This window comes from Pseudidiomarina xizangensis (genome assembly GCF_052541995.1).
Map to the genome: position 1 here is coordinate 166302 of NZ_JBOBQA010000003.1, position 16363 is coordinate 182664.

Below are 16363 nucleotides of genomic sequence, written 5' to 3' on the forward strand. Positions count from 1 at the left end.
TTTCACAGCATCAACGACAGCCTCGGCTACCAAAGCGGCGATCAGGCGCTTATTCACTGCGCCAACTGCTTAACTAAACTTTCGAAAGCCAACGACGGGCTCGCGCGACTCGGCAAAGACGAATTCACCTTATTGCTACCAAATCTCGGAAACGATATGGCTAAAGCTGTAACCCGCGCGGAGCAGTTTGCCCAGTGTGTGCTAGACGAAATACATCGCCCACTAATACTCAATAATAAGACTCACAAACTTAATGCCCGAATCGGTATTACCTTGTTTGACCGCAACGATAACACTGACGGCAATATCATTTTAAGTCAGGCCGATATTGCGCTCAAATCCGCCAAACAGCAGGCTGACACCAGCATCAGCTTTTTTGATAAACAAATGGAGATCTCGCTTCATCAGCGCCTCCATTTATCACAAGCGCTTCATAATGTTATTGGCAAAGGCCAATTACAGCTTGCTTACCAGCCTCAGGTAAACCGCAACCAACAGCTGCTAAGTTGCGAAGCCTTGCTGCGCTGGCAGCATCCGGAGTACGGCGCTATTTCACCAAGTGATTTTATTCCTATCGCGGAAGCCAACGGGAGTATGGTTGAAATTGGCGATTGGGTGCTGCAAACCTGCAGTGAAAAGTTAGTCGAATGGTCGAAACGCCCTCAGTTTGAACACTTATCCCTATCGATAAACGTCAGTTCCATACAGTTTCGCCAAGTTGACTTTGTCGAACGCGTGCAAGATATTGTTGCGCGTACCGGTGCCAATCCGAAAAAAATGCGCTTCGAACTAAACGAAAGTCTGATGGCAAATGATATTGAATTCATCATTGAACAGATGCACAAACTACGACAGCTCGGTATCTCACTCTCGCTGGATGACTTCGGCACCGGCTACGCATCGCTTGCTTACCTGACGCAGCTGCCCCTTGATGAACTTAAAATTGACCGCGCTTTTGTCAATGACCTGAAAACCCAGAGTAAAGGAGCATTGCTCGCAGAAACGATTATTAGCCTTGGTCGAAGTATGAACCTCGCGGTAATTGCTGAGGGTGTCGAAACCCAAGCTCAATTTGAACGGCTACAGGAGCTCGGCTGTGAGGTTTTTCAAGGCTACCTTTTTGGCCGACCCACCAGAAACTTTGATGTATAACCGAAATAACTGAGGATTAAAGGGCAGCTTCATTGCTCGCCTCGCTGCGGCAAGGCACTAATAACGATGGTGGAGAGTAGCAACAACACCGTCGAGATGATTAAACAGGCGACCAGCCCATACACTTGATAGATCCAGCCCGACAAAACAGTACCGAGTAGCCTTCCAGCGGCATTTGCCATGTAGTAAAAACCAACATCCAAAGAAACGCCATCGGCTCGCGCGTAGGAAACAATCAAATAACTATGCAGTGATGAGTTAATCGCAAACAAAATACCAAATAAGCCGAGGCCCAACATAATACTGGCCGCAATTGGAGCATCCTGCCACAGCGCTAAACTTAATCCTAACGGACATAACGTCAGCAAGGCGCCCCAGACCCTGGCCTGCTTTCTCGGGCTAGCTTCCGCATTACGAGTGAGTTTCGGCGCACTGCCCTGCACCACACCATAACCGATGACCCAAGCAGCAAGAAAGCTACCTACTTGCCAATGGTCCCAGTTCAGCTGACTGGCAAGGAATACTGGTAACGCCACCACAAACCAGACATCACGGGCACCAAACAACAAGAAACGTGCAATCGAAAGGGTGTTGATAGCCCGGCTTTTAGAGAATAGCTCTTTGAACTTTGGTTTGTTTTTAGCTTTACCCGAGTCTTTCTTCAAGAAGATAAGACTGCTAATCCAGACCACCACCAGCATAAGAGCCATTGCCAGCACAGCGCCCTGGAAACCCATCACAGTTAGCAACAGACCACCGAGGAAAAAGCCGACACCCTTCAAGGTATTTTTAGAGCCGGTTAGAATCGCTACCCATTTATACAACTGACCTTGCTGACTGTCGGGCACCAATAGCTTGATAGTGCTTTTCGCGCTCATTTTGTTAAGGTCTTTCGCTATACCTGACAACGCTTGCGCCGCCATTACCCATAACACCGTGAGCATACCCGCTGGTACCAGTAGCATCGACAAGGCGACAACCTGTACGCCAAGGCCAATGTTCATGGTGCGGTTTAGCCCCCAGCGGGCACCGAGCCAGCCGCCAAATAAGTTGGTAACAACACCAAAAAACTCATAAAACAAGAACAGCATCGCCACTTCCAGCGCGCTGTAGCCCAGCTGGTGGAAATGCAATACCACCAGCATACGCAGCGCCCCATCGGTAAGCGTGAACGCCCAATAATTACCAGTTACCAGTAAGTACTGGCGTATCGCAGGCGATAGCTGACTTAGCATGCACCAACCTTAGCTACTAATTCGACCGCGCGGTTCGCATAACCCCATTCATTGTCGTACCAAGCATAAACTTTAACGTGAGTATCGTTGATAACCCGCGTAGACAAGGCATCGACAATACTGGAACGCGGATCAGTACGGTAATCAATCGACACTAACGGCCGCTCTTCATAGCCCAGAATATCTTTTAGCTCGCCATTGGCAGCATCCTGCAACAGGCCGTTGACCTCATCGACACTGGTAGGCCGCTCCATCTCGAACACACAGTCTGTTAGTGACGCATTCGCCAAAGGCACACGTACCGCATGCCCATCCAGACGACCTTTGAGCTCAGGGAAAATTTCAATAATCGCCGTCGCCGAACCGGTCGACGTTGGAATCAAGCTCTCACCACAGGCACGGGCGCGACGCAGATCTTTGTGCGGCGCATCGAGTATGGTCTGGGTATTGGTAATCGAGTGGATCGTGGTCAACGAGCCATGCTTAATACCGATTTTTTCGTGCAGAACTTTTACCACTGGCGCTAAGCAATTTGTGGTGCATGATGCTGCGGTAATAATTCGATGTTGTGTCGGGTCAAACAGATGATCGTTGACACCCACAACTAAATTCAATGCACCCTTTTCTTTCACTGGTGCAGACACCACAACCCGTTTCACACCTTGTTCAAGATAAGCATTAAGCACCTCAACGGTTTTCATTTTACCGGACGCCTCAAGCACAATATCGCAGTCGCTCCAGTCGTTTTCTTCGATCGCTTTGTACTGTGAAAAAGCAATGGGTTTGCCATTAATAACCAAGGCGTTAGCTTCCGCAGTAGCCTCGTGCGCCCAGGTACCGTGTACCGAATCGAACTTCATCAAATGCGCAAAGGTTTCCGCATTGCCACCTGGGTCATTCAACTTCACCACTTCTAAGTCGCTGCGTTCAGTAGCGATGCGTAGTGCCAAACGACCAATTCTACCAAGCCCGTTAATACCTACTTTAATCGTCATAATTGTTCCTTTTAAACTCTAAACCAATGTTTGGTTCAATTCGCGAAACACACTCATTCTGTTGATCCCTAACGAGTTGTGGGTTGTGGTTCAAAGTTGTCTCGATAACTTCACGCATCCAATCAGGAAGTGCAGGATTGAGTCGGTAATACACCCAACGTCCCTCTTTACGATCGAGCAACAAACCATACTCGCGCAACTGTGCCAAGTGGCGTGATACCTTCGGCTGGGACATACCGGTTGTGCTGACAAAGTCGCAAACACAAATTTCATCCGTGCGAGCGGTTTGCAACATCAACTGCAAGCGCAGCGGGTCCGCCATCACCTTGAAGAAGTCCTGCGGCGTATCATAAAGGTGTGGTACTCCCGATTTTTTTCGCAAAATCAGTAAAAACATGCGAATACGTTCGCTCAATTCATGCGCAGTTTTCTTGAATGCTTCTTTGTCGCGACTCACAACAGGGTCCGGAAAGTCCCAGGCAATAAAATTCTGTTCGGCAAATGCGGCCTGGCACTCGGTGCGGGCGCGATCACAGAGGCTAATCACGTAGTCGAATTCGCAATCTCCCAAGTCATCAATGGCTTTTGACCTGAGGCCATCGGTGTTAATGCCCATAGTTTCCAGAGCTTTTAGCGCCTCTGGTTCAGGTTGCGTAGGTTGCGTTCCGGCACTGATCACCTCGAATTCGGAACCGGCGAATTGTTTGAATATGGCCTCGGCCATGAGGGAGCGCGCTGAGTTCGCACTGCACAAAAAAAGAATTTTCATACCTAGACCTACGTTATATATGACAATCCATATGTATGGTAAAGCATCTATATGGGGTGACGCAAGCGCCTCTTTATACTTCACTCATTTTCACTTAAACTTAACGCCCTGAAACAAATTTGCTAAGGCCTCCCCCAATGAGCAGCATGGAACGCACAACCTTGAAACGCCAACGCCCGCAGTTTTGGCGCGTCGCTCGACGCTGTTGCCAAATAGCTGCAACCGTTGATATCGCGTTTCTTGGTATTTTCCTTGCTCTCGGTTCGCCAATTCTCGCTTGGGTTAATGTGGTCAGCGTCGCAATGTACGCTTGGGCATTTTATGCCTTAGGTCGGCGTCAGAATGCGTTGGCAATCTCGTTGGTATGGACCGAGGTGCTGGTTCACGCGGCCTTAGGTAGTATCCTGATCGGTTGGGACAGTGGCTTCCATTACTATTTGTTAATGTTTATACCCGCAATCGCCGTAACTATGTCGGCGCGTTACGCGGTCATAGCGTTAAGCTCCCTGTGGCTCTACTATCTCGGTCTGTATACGATCAGCTTGTACTACCCGCCACTGCAGCCAATTTCTGCGGCGGCACTCATCGGGGTCAATGTCTTTAACCTAAGCATTGTCTTTGCCATGTTTAGTTACCTTGGCTTCTTCTATGCCCGCACCGTTAGCTCCGCTAGCCGTAAGCTCAATCGTTTGGCCAGCACTGATTCGCTGACCTTGTTACACAATCGCCGCCACTTAACTGAGCTGGCCGAAGCCGAAATGACTCGCGCGGAACGTTACAAAAAGCCCTTGTCGATATTACTCATCGACGTCGATCACTTTAAACTCATCAATGACATTTATGGGCACCCTAAAGGCGACCAGGTATTACAACATTTAGCCAAATTGATTCGTTTAGAACTGCGCCAGCACGACTTAATCGGTCGTTGGGGTGGCGAGGAATTCCTGATTGTCCTTCCAGAAACCGACATTGTCACCGCTGAGCAGGTCGCGGAAAGAATACGAATCGCAATTAACAGCTACAACTGGCGTGACAACCTAAATAAAGACCTCTCGGTAACCCTCAGCGTAGGCGTTAGCCAACTCGCTGCCAACGAGACCTTCAATCGTATCGTCAGCCGCGCGGACAAAGCGCTCTACATCAGCAAATCCAGCGGCCGCAATCGCGTCACCAAACTCGACGCAGAGCCAAATACTTAGTCGTTTTTCTGGAATACGAGGGTTTGCCAATAGACATCTGGTCGTTCGAGTTGATCGTTATTATCCGCTGACAGAGCGAGGTGAAGACCAAGCCCCTGAGCGCTTTCGACGATATGCTTTTCACTTAAGTCGTGACCGGTGCGCTCGTCATGGAATGCGCCATGCCGCAAGGTCAACACCAGGTAACCATGCTCGTCGAGTAGCTGAGAGACGCGTTTTAGTGACTCGATTTGACCGTATAGATTCAGGTGCATCCACACGGCGCTGACTAACACCAGCGCGTAAGTTGTGTCGATTTTCTCGAGGTCGGGTAGGGTATCATCGAGCCAGTAAATACCAGACGATTTTTGCTTCGCAAGGGTTCGCAAGGCCGCGGCGGGCTCCACCGCCGTTACGTTAAAACCATAGGCAGCAAGCGCCCGTGCATCGCGCCCCGAACCTGCACCAATATCGAGCACCGCAGAGCCTTGCGCAAGCTTATCGAGCAGGTGCCTCCAGTCACTGTGCACCTGTTCAAAAGTCAGACTATCGTATTGGCTGCTGAATTCATCAGCATTGTCTGAGTAAAAGCGAATGTTGCTGTCCACGATTCCGTCCTTTTTTGTGTCCTTTTTTATAGCATAGTTGCCGTTATTTCGTACGTAAATGTAAGCAACAGACTATTGCTTACCCTAATGGCGGCTGGTTCGTCTGCGGCGCTTGAAATCGTAGATGTACACCCAGTTTTATCTGTTGCCGGATCTCACGCTCTAAGTCGGCGATCAGCATCGGATTATTCCAGCCTAGCTCAGTTAAGGTGAGCACCATCCAGTCACCAACGACTTCAGCTTTTTGCAACAGCTGCGCTGGTTGTCGATCGGTATTGAATAAAACTGCCAGTCGCAACAAGGCGATAAGCCGTTGGATATCGTGATATTGGTACTGATGTAGGGTGGGAATGGAATCAACACGCACTTTTTTACGATAGTTACGCACCAAAGCTGCAAGCAACGCCTGCTCTTCTTTACTAAAACCTGGCATGTCGGCATGCGCGACAATATAGCCGGAATGGTTTTGCAACGCACTGGCGTTTATCTGTAAACCAATCTCATGCAAACGCGCGGCCCAGGTGAGCTTATGTTTCCATGCTTTACCCTTCAGCCCCCAAGGCTTAGCAACTTTACCCAGTAAGTGAATCGCAGTTTTTGCCACTCGCGCGGCTTGTACTTCATCCACCTGATAGCGCGCTGCCATACCGTCGATCGTGCGTTGTCGCACATCGCGATCACTAATCACCCGCTCCGCCAGCTCATACAATACACCTTCACGTAAGGCAGCATCGTGCGCGGTAATCGTGGTTATCTCCAACTCATCTAAAACTCCGATGAGAATTGCAAGTCCTGCCGGTAAGCTCGCCAATCGATCTTTATCGATGCCGTCGGCACTAAATAAACCTATTGCTTTGTGTTGCAACACTTCTGCCATGCAGGCATCGAGTTGTTCGCGCAGCACTACGTCTGGCACAGACTGATCGCGTTGTTGCACCCATTGTGTAATGGCCTTCACGGTGCCTGAGGTACCCAGCACCTGAGCCGGTTTGAACTTACGCAACTTATCCGCGATGGGCTCAAGCTCACCACGCGCTGAAGTTTGCGCTTTCTTGAAGCGTTTTTCTGAGAGTTTACCACCAGTGAAAAAGCGTTCGGTAAAGCTGACACAACCCATTGAACGTGAGCTTATTAGTACTGGCTCGAATTCTTGACCGGCAATAATCTCAGTACTGCCACCACCAATATCAATGACCAGACGTTTACCTTGCGACGAGCTGGTTTCTGCGACACCGCGATAAATAAGCCGGGCTTCCTCGTGCCCCGAGATAATATTAATTGCAAACGGCAGAACACCTGCTGCTCGAGATAAAAATTCATCACGATTTTTCGCTTCCCGCAGGGTGTGCGTAGCCACCACATGAACCTGACTCGGATCAAAGCCTTCTAACCGTTGCGCACACAAGGCTAAAGCCGCCAAACCTCGTTGTATCGCTGCCTCATTTAGTTTGCCGTTGCGTTGCAAGCCTTCCGCTAAACGCACTTTTTGCTTGAACCGCAGCAAGGGTTGCAGGTGTTGGTCGATTACCCGAGCGGTAATCAAGTGGAAACTATTTGAGCCAATGTCGAGTGCGGCAAACTGAGCCCCATTAGGATAACTGGTGGTAAGGTCATGTTCGCTGGGCTCACTCATTAGGCGCCATCCTCACTTGGTTTTGCTTGTTGTAGCAAATAGTCATAGATAGCCAACTGTGAACGAATTTTCTTACGATTACCACGTTTGCGATAGTGATTCAGCTGCTCCGCATCGATCACACGTGCTTTGCTGGTATCTTGCCACTGCATTTCCATTACGGTTTTAATCTGTTGCTGCAGATCCGAGGAATGGATTGGACAACTCACTTCAACGCGCTCATCAATGTTACGCGTCATAACATCGGCGGAAGAAATATAGATACGCTCTTGTCCTCCGTTATGGAACCAGTAAACCCTTGGATGTTCTAAGAAGCGATCAACAATACTAATAATTTCAATGCTGTCACTCACTCCTTTGATGCCTGGACGCAACGCACACATTCCCCGCACAATTGCACGAATTCGCACACCAGCGCGCGATGCGCGGTAGAGTTTAGTGACAATCGCTTCATCAACAAGATTATTAACTTTAAGGAAAATCTCCGCGCGCTTGCCGGCAACAGCATTGGTTATTTCGGTCTCGATCATTTCTTCCAGGCGCTCTCGGGTATTCACCGGTGATACCAACAAATGATTAAACTTGAAACGACGGTAAGGCGCATCTAAATACTGAAAAACATGTTCAACATCATCACAGACGCCATGATCTGCGGTAAATAAACTGAAATCTGTGTACGTTTGTGCAGTTTTTTCGTTAAAGTTTCCGGTGCCAATGTGGGCATAGCGCTGCATCGCATTGTGCTCTTTGCGCTTAATTAAGATAAGTTTCGAATGCACTTTTAAACCTTGAATACCGAACACCACCCGAATCCCCTCCTGGGTCATGTGTTTAGCCCACTCGATGTTCGCTTCCTCGTCAAAGCGTGCTTGTAACTCGACCACCACCGTTACTTTTTTGCCATTATTCACAGCCTCAACCAGCGAGTGTACGATGCGCGAATGGGGAGCAACCCGATAGATACACACCTGAATGCTTTGCACTAAAGGATCATAGGCAGCCTGGCGGATAACTTCCGTCACATGAGCAAATTTATGGTAAGGGTAGTACAACAGAATATCTTGCGCGGAAATGGCGTCGAACACGCTGCGGTGAGCGTTAAATTGTGGATGCTCAATAGCTTTAAGTGGCGGATTCAGTAAGGATTTATGGCCCCAATTGTGGAAAGTCACAAAGTCGCGCGTGTTGCGATACCGTCCCCCTGCAACCAAAGAGTCGTGAGTAGTTAAGCCCAATTTTTGATGCAAGAAGTAGAGCATCGGTTTGGGCATATCCGCATCGTAAACCAGACGCACAGGTTCTGCGTCGAAACGCTGACGAATACCTTCTTCCATTCGCACCAAGATACTTTGCTCAATATCATTCGGCAGTCGATATTCGGCATCGCGCGTCAGCTTAAATGAATACGCATGCAATGATTCAAACGGCATAATGCCTTTGAATAACTCATCAATACACAACCGGATGACGTTATCGAGCATGATCACCCGTTTCGTGCGTTTGGCATTTTTAAACGGTAGCTTCAGAAAGCGCGCAATTTCTTCTGTTGGTACTTCAATTGCCGCATAGCGAATACTCTCACCTTGCTTAATCTCAACACAAAGGTAGGTGGCATCCTGATTGACGGCCTTGATCAAGTCGGTGGTAGGGCCAATCAGTAGCGGCACGATATAACGTTTAATTTTCTCGTGGAAAAACTTTACCAGCCATTGTTGCTCTTCCAAAGTTGCCTGCTGCTCATCAATGACCGCGATGTTTTTCTTAGCTAGAGCTTTCAGGACATCTTTATAGATCAGCTCGAATTGCTCTTGCTGACTGACAACTTTCTGCTGAATGGCCGACATTAATTTTTCAGCATTATTATGCTCAACTGGCGTGTGCGCGTAAAAAATTCGGCGCCGTACATCTGCCACTCGCACCCGGAAGAACTCATCCATATTGCTCGAGAAGATGCCTAAGAAGCGCATCCGCTCCACCACCGGTACTTTTTTATCAGCGGCTTCTTGCAGCACACGCTCGTTAAACGCTAACCAACTGAGTTCTTTTGGGAAAAACTTCATACGGACCTCACAACTTATGCCTAGCCGTTACTTTACGGCATCAGACCCGCAGAATTATGACGGTTTTGTTACCTTCGCTACTGATAAAAGAACTAGGCGACAATTTGCATCAAATTTTTTGCCGACAGGCGACAACGCAGCCAGGCATGCACCTCGAGTAGCTCCATTGTGCCGGTATGATGCTCTACAATTGCGGTGCAAGAGTCTTGCCAGTCACCGGTATTTAGGTAATGAATTCCTCTGATTTCGGTGCACGCCGGCACATGAATATGACCACAAATGATGCCATCAAAGCCCTTGCGCGCCGCATAATCTACTGCCGCATCCTGGTAGTCCTCGATGTAGCGTATGGCCCGTGCTGATTTTGATTTGACCGCCTTAGCTAAACTCCAGTAATGCTGACCCTGACGCGAGCGACGCAAGTTTAACCAGCGATTGGCAACGAGTAGTCCGCTATAAACAGTGTCACCGAAGCGATTCAACCAACGGTGGCAGCGCACTTGATTATCAAACTGGTCACCGTGCACGACAATATAACATTGCCCGTCTCGACTTTGATGAAGGTATTGATTACACAGCGTAATGTTGGCAATACCCTCATCGAACGGGTAGTCCTGCAAAACTTGGCGAAACGCGGCATCGTGATTACCCATCACATAAACCACTTCGATTCCTTCGCGAGCCATACTTAGTAACTTCTTGACGACATTAAGCTGGGTTTCGCAGAGTCCCCGTCTCTTCGCTTTAATCGCCCATAAATCAATAATATCACCCACTAACACGACCTTTTTGCAGTCGGTCACGGCAAGAAATTCGAGCAAGGTTTCAGCGTGGCAGGAAACTGTTCCAAGATGAATATCGGAAAGAAAAAGCGTATCGATGACGAGCTGATCTTTGGCAAATCGCATAAGCACCTCCGTGGTCGGATGGCGCTATAGTGAACCGTGCAGGTGACAGTTAAGTGACGCGCAATTTACATTTACGTGAAGGGTGTTAGGTTAATCGAGAATATGAAAGCTGCCGCGTTCAGTGTTCTTCGCGATATACATTGCCTCATCAGCGCGGCGCAATATGTCCGGCCCGCTACGCGGCTTTTCCGCATCGAAACGTACTATACCTATGGTTGCACTAACTTGTAGCTGATCCCCTTTGAACCCAACCGGTGCTGATGCCGCTGCAATTAAGCGTGAAGCTAACTGCTTCAGAATATCATCTCCATTGCCAATGTGGTTGACTACCGCCACAAATTCGTCGCCACCAACACGAACAAGATGATCATGTTCGCGCAGTTCGGCCAACATTTTTTCGGCGACTCGACATAGCACAACGTCTCCTGCCTCGTGGCCAACCGTGTCATTAACAGGCTTGAAACGATCAAGGTCAATGTAAAACACCGCAAATTTAAGTTCTCGGTTCGTCGCCTTGCGAATAATTTCTGGCAGAATCCGCTGTAGGTAGGCTCGATTGGGGAGCCCGGTCAACTTGTCAGATTCCGCGGCAATAGTTAACTCATCGCGGTGCCGTTTTTCCGTGCTGATATCCTCCACCGAACCTATCATGCGTAATGGCCGCTCATCACCACTGTAAGCGACAACGCGTCCGCGGTCGTGCACCCACAGCCAGTATCCCGCTTCATGCTGCATCCGATACTCGTGCTCATAAGAACTTTTTTTACCGGCCAAATGTTGCTGAATCAAATCAAACACTTCGGCTTTATCCTCAGGATGAATACGCCTTTTCCATTCAGAAAGTTCGACTGCGTCGGCATCTTGAGCCAAACCGAAGATATGTCGCCAGCCTAGAGAATAGTAGACTTCGTCGGTTTCGATGTTCCAATCCCATACACCGCTGCCCGTCGCATCTACGGCAAAATGCCAGCGCTCCTCAGTTTCGATAAGTTGCTGAGTTCGTTCACGTAAGTCAGAAGTTAATTTTTGGGCTAGCGCCTGTGCACGGTTACGGGCGTTACCCACACTAAGTAACAATCCCGTCAATACAAAGGTCAGCAGCATTCCACCGAGGGTAAAAATAAGTGCGTTTTCAGTGCGGATCACTGCTTTTTCATTTTTATGAGTAAAATCTAATAGCCAGTGCGTACCATTGAAGTCAATCACCGCTTGACGATGCAACTTACGATCCTCAGTGTCTCGGGCGAAATTGCCATACAGCTGCGTTTCTTGATTTGCCTGTAAGCCGTCGTAAATAGTCAGTTCAATAGATGCCCCTTCAGCCGCCGTCCAATCATGTAGTATGCCATCGACCAAATCCTCCATCCAAAATGGACTGTAGGCCCAACCGAGAAGTTTTTGCATACGCTCATCCCGAGGCGGTAGTGCACTGTCTTTATAAATAGCGACGTACATCAATGTCCCTACCTGTCGAAATTCGTCAGTTTCCTGCACCAATTCGACTTTGCCGGTGACCGCAGCGCGTCCGCTCCGTGCCGCACGCTGCATAGCTTCGCGGCGCACCGGCTCGGAATACATATCGTAGCCAAAAGCGCGTTGATTGCTTTCATTGAAAGGTTCGAGGTAAGTTACTGAACTGTAATAGTCGCGCTCACCGGCAGGGAAAACCTGATAATCTGGAAAGCCTTCCGCACGGGTCTTATCCTGATGTGGTCCAAGTTCGGCAGCAGCCATAAACTTGGCAAAACCTATGCCTTGAACTTGAGTAATAGACTCATTAACACGAAGTTTTTCGGTGTAGCGCTGCCACTCCTGCCGAGTGACATTTTCTGACACGCTGATCAAACCAGCAGCACCACGCAAAACTAAAGCGTAGCTTTGTAAACGTTCAGCTAACTGGGTTTCGACTTGTTCAGTATTAAACAAAAAAGTCGCTCGAGCCCGTTCAAGTTCAGCCGTATAACTGAAGTAGCCGACAGCTAAACTAAACAGACTGCCCAATATCACCACGACTAGGGATGCGTATTGATTAATGAATAGTTTTCGCATGTACCCCACCGCCGCGGCTGTTGATGTGTTTTTGGCGTTTGCCACCATTAAACGTAAGTGCTAGGTAGTCTTTTGTCGAATTATTTGATCGTTAATAAATAACCAATCACTTTCAATATTATTTTTCTCTTCAATCTTGACTAGCATCAACTTAAACTTACGTTAACTTTTAGCAAACAGATTACGGGATAAAACCATGCCTCTTCATGTGATCGATCATCCGTTAGTGCAACATAAACTTGGGTTAATTCGCGAAGCCGGTATCTCCACCAAAAGCTTCCGCGAACTTGCCAATGAACTTGGTAATCTGCTGACCTACGAAGCCACTCAAGATTTCGCCTTAGAGCCGCAACAAATAACTGGTTGGGACGGTACTTCAGTCACCGTAAAGCGCCTGCAAGGCAAGAAAGTCACGGTCGTACCTATTCTGCGAGCCGGTATTGGTATGCTTGACGGTGTGCTTGGTCTGCTTCCCAATGCCAAAGTCAGCGTTGTCGGTCTATACCGCAACGAAGAAACCCTGGAGCCCGTTACCTACTTCGAAAAGCTCGCTGGTGAAATCTCCCAGCGCACCGCACTGGTCATCGACCCGATGCTGGCGACCGGTGGCACCATGATTGCGACGCTGGATATGTTGCAGCAAAAAGGCTGTAAAGATATTCGCGTACTGGTATTGGTTGCCGCCCCTGAGGGGGTTGAAAAAGTAACTTCAGCACATCCCGATATTCCAATCTATACAGCGGCTTTGGACGATCATTTGAACGAAAATGGTTATATCGTTCCTGGGCTTGGCGATGCCGGCGATAAGATCTTCGGCACCCGCTAAGTGATCCCTAACTTGACCGATGGTCTATACTAATAAGTACATTCACAACAATTAGTTGGAGGTGCTTAGTGAAACGCACAGCAAATGCACATTGGGAAGGCGGACTAAAAGACGGAAAAGGCACAGTTTCAACGCAAAGTGGTGTCCTGGACAAGCAACAGTATTCGTTCGGCACCCGCTTTGAAGATGGCAAAGGCACCAACCCTGAAGAACTTATCGGTGCAGCGCATGCAGGCTGCTTTTCGATGGCGTTGTCGATGATCCTTGGTGAGTCCGGTTTAACAGCAGAGAGCATCGACACCAAAGCCACGGTGAAGCTGGAAGAAGAAGACGGCGGCTTTGCTGTCACCCATGTTCACCTTGACCTGAAAGCACGTATTCCAGGCGCTGATAAAGAAACCTTTGAAAAAGCGGCAAACGCAGCAAAAGATAATTGCCCGATATCGAAGCTGTTGACGGCGAAGATCACTTTGGATGCCGAGTTAGAGTCATAACACTCATTCCAGCAATCACAGCTCGACGTTTTTCTCGACTTCGAGCTGCCCCCCCCTCCCAGGAGTCTCCATGGTTGCCCTTTCCGTACTCGATCTCGCGCCCATTACTGAAGGCAGTTCAGCAGCGGTGTCACTGAAGCGGTCAGCTGAACTGGCGCAGCATGTCGAGCAGTGGGGCTACCGTCGTTTCTGGATGGCGGAGCACCACAATATGACCGGTATCGCCAGCGCGGCCACGGCAGTGGCACTGGCGCACATTGGCAGTCAGACCAGCAGCATCCGCATCGGTGCCGGCGGCATTATGTTGCCGAATCACGCACCGCTTGTGGCAGCGGAACAGTTTGGTACATTAGCGGCGCTGTATGGCGATCGTGTTGACCTGGGGCTGGGCCGGGCACCTGGAACTGATGGCGCAACCTTGCGCGCACTGCGTCGCAGCTACGACAGCGCCGACCGCTTTCCTGACGACGTACAGGAATTGCTCGAGTACCTCGATGACCCTGCACCCGGGCAGCGCATAAAAGCAGTTCCCGGTAGTGGCTCGAAAGTGCCAGTGTGGATTCTTGGCTCCAGTTTATTCGGCGCCCAGCTGGCAGCTTTATTAGGTTTACCCTATGCCTTTGCTTCGCACTTTGCGCCCGATCATCTGCATGCTGCACTTGAGGCTTATCGCAATAATTTCCGGCCATCGAACTACCTGGATAAACCTTACGCGATGGCGGCAATCAATGTATTCGCTGCCGATAGCGAACAGGCCGCCAAACGCATGAAGAGTTCCATGCAATTGCAGTTTATCGCGTTACGTCAGGGCAATCCCGGACCTTTGCCTGCCCCCATCGACGACATTGAACAGCAGGTTGATCCGATGGCCCTGGCAGGCGCCAACCATGCGTTAAAATATACGGCGTGCGGCACACCTGAACAGGTCCATGCCTACCTGGATGATTTCGTTGCCGCAACAGCTGTCGACGAACTCATGTTGACGTGCCATGCTTATGATCATGACGCACGTTTGCGCAGCTTTGAGATTGCGAGCAAAAGCTAATGCTTAACCGCTGGGCCAGCAGCGGCTAAGTCCTCACTCGTCATCGGTGCGGGCAATCACCTCAAAGTCGCCATCCATACCTTCACTGATAATAACTTCGATAGGCTGACAGCAGATCTGACAATCGACAATTTGTTGCTGCTGAATATCATTCACGGGATCGATTTCGATGCTGTTGGGTGCCATGCAATACGGGCAACTGAATTCAGCTTCATGAGTCAGCGACATGCGACCTCCTGTTTTAATCTGGCGACTGCAAAGTGGATGAATTTTTAAGTAGTCTATATGATTATCTCAAGTCGCCGAGGTGTCGTCGACTTTGATTGTAGCAATCGTTCATTAACTGAGGATAGTGTTTATGTTCAGTATTCGCGAGGGGAAAGAAGAAGATGCTAAGCAGTTGTCAGAACTGGCTGAAAGGACCTTTATCGAAACTTTTGGCGCAGTGAACTCAAAAGAAAATATGCAGTTACATTGCGAGCAAACGTATAGCGAAGCGAAACAGGCAGCAGAGATTACCAATCCCAAAATGCGGACATTGCTGGCTGAGCAAGACGATAAACTCGTAGGCTTTGTGCAGCTGCGCTTTGACCATGCACCTGAATGTGTCACCGCTAATAAGCCCGGTGAGCTGCAACGGCTTTACATTGACAGTTCCTGGCATGGCAAAGGCATTGCGCAAAAGCTGCTGAACGCGAGTTTAGATGTTTTACGCGAGCGTGGCTGCGATGTTATGTGGTTAGGCGTCTGGGAGGATAACCCGCGTGCCATCCGCTTCTACGAAAAAAATAAGTTCCGCGAAGTCGGCTCGCATGTGTTCCCGCTGGGTACCGATCCGCAGCGCGATATTTTAATGCAACGCGCTGTCAACTGATCACCCCGACGTTGTGGGGCTTTTTATTGCCCCTCGGGTACGTAAATGGCGACGCCTTCAGCGGTTTTATCAGTTAAGCCGAAGGTCTTACCCAGACTGATACCAAAATCAACGTTGCCGGAACTACGACCGACGCCGGTGCCAATATGTACCGAGTCGTCCTGTTTTTCGCCAGTGGCACGCAGCAATACGCCGTTTGCGCCGACTTTGCCGGCTGCCTCTTTCAAGCGCGACAGTACGGCTTCCATTTTCGCTTCATCGGTCAACCGCCAGGAAGCATCGCTGGTCGCGGTGATCAGCGCGATCGCCTCAAAAGTTTCCGGCTCCTGGGTGTAAATGGTCACCTGCTCGGGCGCGATTGCTGGGCGGGTCTTGCCTATTACGTTTGTGGTGTAAGGTGAAGCGCAGCCCACCATTAAAATTGCTGCGCAAACTGCAACACAGGTTCTTAGCTGCCAACTCATTGAATAGCACCCCTAATGTTCTTTTCATGTGTCAACTTAATCGTGCTACTTGGACAGCAGCGCGGCAAACTGA

Annotated in this window: 16 protein-coding genes; 6 read left to right on the forward strand and 10 right to left on the reverse strand. The window is 49.4% G+C overall.

Annotation, left to right across the window (positions count from 1 at the left end; all coding sequences use genetic code 11):
• The first annotated feature begins 9 nt into the window (after positions 1–9).
• Positions 10–1152: a putative bifunctional diguanylate cyclase/phosphodiesterase gene (locus ACQ5ES_RS09230; protein WP_445016184.1), complete on the forward strand. Its 1143-nt coding sequence runs from the start codon at positions 10–12 to the stop codon at positions 1150–1152.
• Positions 1153–1181: 29 nt separating this feature from the next.
• On the opposite strand, the gene arsJ is transcribed toward ACQ5ES_RS09230, so the two are convergent.
• The 3 genes from arsJ to ACQ5ES_RS09245 are packed head-to-tail and all read right to left on the reverse strand — an operon-like array spanning position 1182 to position 4151.
• On the reverse strand, positions 1182–2387 hold the full coding sequence (gene arsJ / locus ACQ5ES_RS09235) for an organoarsenical effux MFS transporter ArsJ (RefSeq protein WP_445016104.1): 1206 nt from the start codon (positions 2385–2387) through the stop codon (positions 1182–1184).
• Complete coding sequence (locus tag ACQ5ES_RS09240; RefSeq protein WP_445016106.1) at positions 2381–3382, reverse strand: ArsJ-associated glyceraldehyde-3-phosphate dehydrogenase; 1002 nt, start codon at positions 3380–3382, stop codon at positions 2381–2383. The genes arsJ and ACQ5ES_RS09240 overlap by 7 nt, the downstream gene beginning before the upstream one ends.
• Positions 3372–4151 (reverse strand): metalloregulator ArsR/SmtB family transcription factor, encoded by a 780-nt coding sequence (locus ACQ5ES_RS09245; RefSeq protein WP_445016108.1) that lies wholly within the window; start codon positions 4149–4151, stop codon positions 3372–3374. The genes ACQ5ES_RS09240 and ACQ5ES_RS09245 overlap by 11 nt, the downstream gene beginning before the upstream one ends.
• Positions 4152–4297: 146 nt before the next feature.
• Here ACQ5ES_RS09245 and ACQ5ES_RS09250 point away from each other — a divergent pair, with 146 nt between their 5' ends.
• Positions 4298–5350, forward strand: a complete 1053-nt coding sequence (locus ACQ5ES_RS09250; protein ID WP_445016110.1) for a GGDEF domain-containing protein — start codon at positions 4298–4300, stop codon at positions 5348–5350.
• Here ACQ5ES_RS09250 and ACQ5ES_RS09255 read toward each other — a convergent pair.
• From ACQ5ES_RS09255 to ACQ5ES_RS09275, 5 genes are all read right to left on the reverse strand, one after another.
• Positions 5347–5937 (reverse strand): class I SAM-dependent methyltransferase, encoded by a 591-nt coding sequence (locus ACQ5ES_RS09255; protein WP_445016112.1) that lies wholly within the window; start codon positions 5935–5937, stop codon positions 5347–5349. The genes ACQ5ES_RS09250 and ACQ5ES_RS09255 overlap by 4 nt on opposite strands.
• Positions 5938–6016: 79 nt before the next feature.
• Complete coding sequence (locus ACQ5ES_RS09260; RefSeq protein ID WP_445016114.1) at positions 6017–7570, reverse strand: Ppx/GppA phosphatase family protein; 1554 nt, start codon at positions 7568–7570, stop codon at positions 6017–6019.
• A complete protein-coding gene (ppk1, locus tag ACQ5ES_RS09265) occupies positions 7570–9630 on the reverse strand; it encodes a polyphosphate kinase 1 (protein WP_445016116.1) in 2061 nt (686 codons plus the stop codon). Before ppk1 ends, ACQ5ES_RS09260 begins: the two co-directional genes overlap by 1 nt.
• 92 nt (positions 9631–9722) lie before the next feature.
• Positions 9723–10538, reverse strand: a complete 816-nt coding sequence (locus ACQ5ES_RS09270) for a UDP-2,3-diacylglucosamine diphosphatase (protein ID WP_445016118.1) — start codon at positions 10536–10538, stop codon at positions 9723–9725.
• Positions 10539–10628: 90 nt separating this feature from the next.
• Entirely contained in the window at positions 10629–12587 is a 1959-nt protein-coding gene (locus tag ACQ5ES_RS09275; RefSeq protein WP_445016120.1) for a CHASE domain-containing protein, read from the reverse strand.
• A gap of 196 nt (positions 12588–12783) precedes the next feature.
• On the opposite strand from ACQ5ES_RS09275, the gene upp reads away from it, so the two are divergent.
• The 3 genes from upp to ACQ5ES_RS09290 all read left to right on the forward strand — a co-directional run bounded on the left by upp (position 12784) and on the right by ACQ5ES_RS09290 (position 14952).
• Positions 12784–13413 (forward strand): uracil phosphoribosyltransferase, encoded by a 630-nt coding sequence (gene upp / locus ACQ5ES_RS09280; protein WP_445016122.1) that lies wholly within the window; start codon positions 12784–12786, stop codon positions 13411–13413.
• 68 nt (positions 13414–13481) lie between these two features.
• Positions 13482–13907, forward strand: coding sequence for an OsmC family protein (locus ACQ5ES_RS09285; protein ID WP_445016124.1), 426 nt, complete (start codon positions 13482–13484; stop codon positions 13905–13907).
• A gap of 70 nt (positions 13908–13977) precedes the next feature.
• Entirely contained in the window at positions 13978–14952 is a 975-nt protein-coding gene (locus ACQ5ES_RS09290; protein ID WP_445016126.1) for an LLM class flavin-dependent oxidoreductase, read from the forward strand.
• A gap of 33 nt (positions 14953–14985) precedes the next feature.
• Here ACQ5ES_RS09290 and ACQ5ES_RS09295 read toward each other — a convergent pair whose 3' ends face one another.
• Positions 14986–15180 (reverse strand): zinc ribbon domain-containing protein, encoded by a 195-nt coding sequence (locus ACQ5ES_RS09295; RefSeq protein ID WP_445016128.1) that lies wholly within the window; start codon positions 15178–15180, stop codon positions 14986–14988.
• A gap of 130 nt (positions 15181–15310) precedes the next feature.
• On the opposite strand from ACQ5ES_RS09295, the gene ACQ5ES_RS09300 reads away from it, so the two are divergent.
• Positions 15311–15826: a GNAT family N-acetyltransferase gene (locus tag ACQ5ES_RS09300; protein ID WP_445016130.1), complete on the forward strand. Its 516-nt coding sequence runs from the start codon at positions 15311–15313 to the stop codon at positions 15824–15826.
• 23 nt (positions 15827–15849) lie between these two features.
• Here ACQ5ES_RS09300 and ACQ5ES_RS09305 read toward each other — a convergent pair whose 3' ends face one another.
• Positions 15850–16290, reverse strand: a complete 441-nt coding sequence (locus tag ACQ5ES_RS09305) for a hypothetical protein (protein ID WP_445016132.1) — start codon at positions 16288–16290, stop codon at positions 15850–15852.
• Positions 16291–16363 lie beyond the last annotated feature (73 nt).

Bases quoted from the DNA above. Each gene is read 5' to 3' on its own strand.
- ACQ5ES_RS09305 (WP_445016132.1), bottom strand. From the start codon at position 16,290: ATGAGTTGGCAGCTAAGAACCTGTGTTGCAGTTTGCGCAGCAATTTTA.
- ACQ5ES_RS09245 (WP_445016108.1), bottom strand. From the start codon at position 4,151: ATGAAAATTCTTTTTTTGTGCAGTGCGAACTCAGCGCGCTCCCTCATG.
- ACQ5ES_RS09275 (WP_445016120.1), bottom strand. From the start codon at position 12,587: ATGCGAAAACTATTCATTAATCAATACGCATCCCTAGTCGTGGTGATA.
- ACQ5ES_RS09300 (WP_445016130.1), top strand. From the start codon at position 15,311: ATGTTCAGTATTCGCGAGGGGAAAGAAGAAGATGCTAAGCAGTTGTCA.
- ACQ5ES_RS09250 (WP_445016110.1), top strand. From the start codon at position 4,298: ATGGAACGCACAACCTTGAAACGCCAACGCCCGCAGTTTTGGCGCGTC.
- ACQ5ES_RS09240 (WP_445016106.1), bottom strand. From the start codon at position 3,382: ATGACGATTAAAGTAGGTATTAACGGGCTTGGTAGAATTGGTCGTTTG.
- ACQ5ES_RS09260 (WP_445016114.1), bottom strand. From the start codon at position 7,570: ATGAGTGAGCCCAGCGAACATGACCTTACCACCAGTTATCCTAATGGG.
- ppk1 (WP_445016116.1), bottom strand. From the start codon at position 9,630: ATGAAGTTTTTCCCAAAAGAACTCAGTTGGTTAGCGTTTAACGAGCGT.
- upp (WP_445016122.1), top strand. From the start codon at position 12,784: ATGCCTCTTCATGTGATCGATCATCCGTTAGTGCAACATAAACTTGGG.
- arsJ (WP_445016104.1), bottom strand. From the start codon at position 2,387: ATGCTAAGTCAGCTATCGCCTGCGATACGCCAGTACTTACTGGTAACT.
- ACQ5ES_RS09270 (WP_445016118.1), bottom strand. From the start codon at position 10,538: ATGCGATTTGCCAAAGATCAGCTCGTCATCGATACGCTTTTTCTTTCC.
- ACQ5ES_RS09290 (WP_445016126.1), top strand. From the start codon at position 13,978: ATGGTTGCCCTTTCCGTACTCGATCTCGCGCCCATTACTGAAGGCAGT.
- ACQ5ES_RS09295 (WP_445016128.1), bottom strand. From the start codon at position 15,180: ATGTCGCTGACTCATGAAGCTGAATTCAGTTGCCCGTATTGCATGGCA.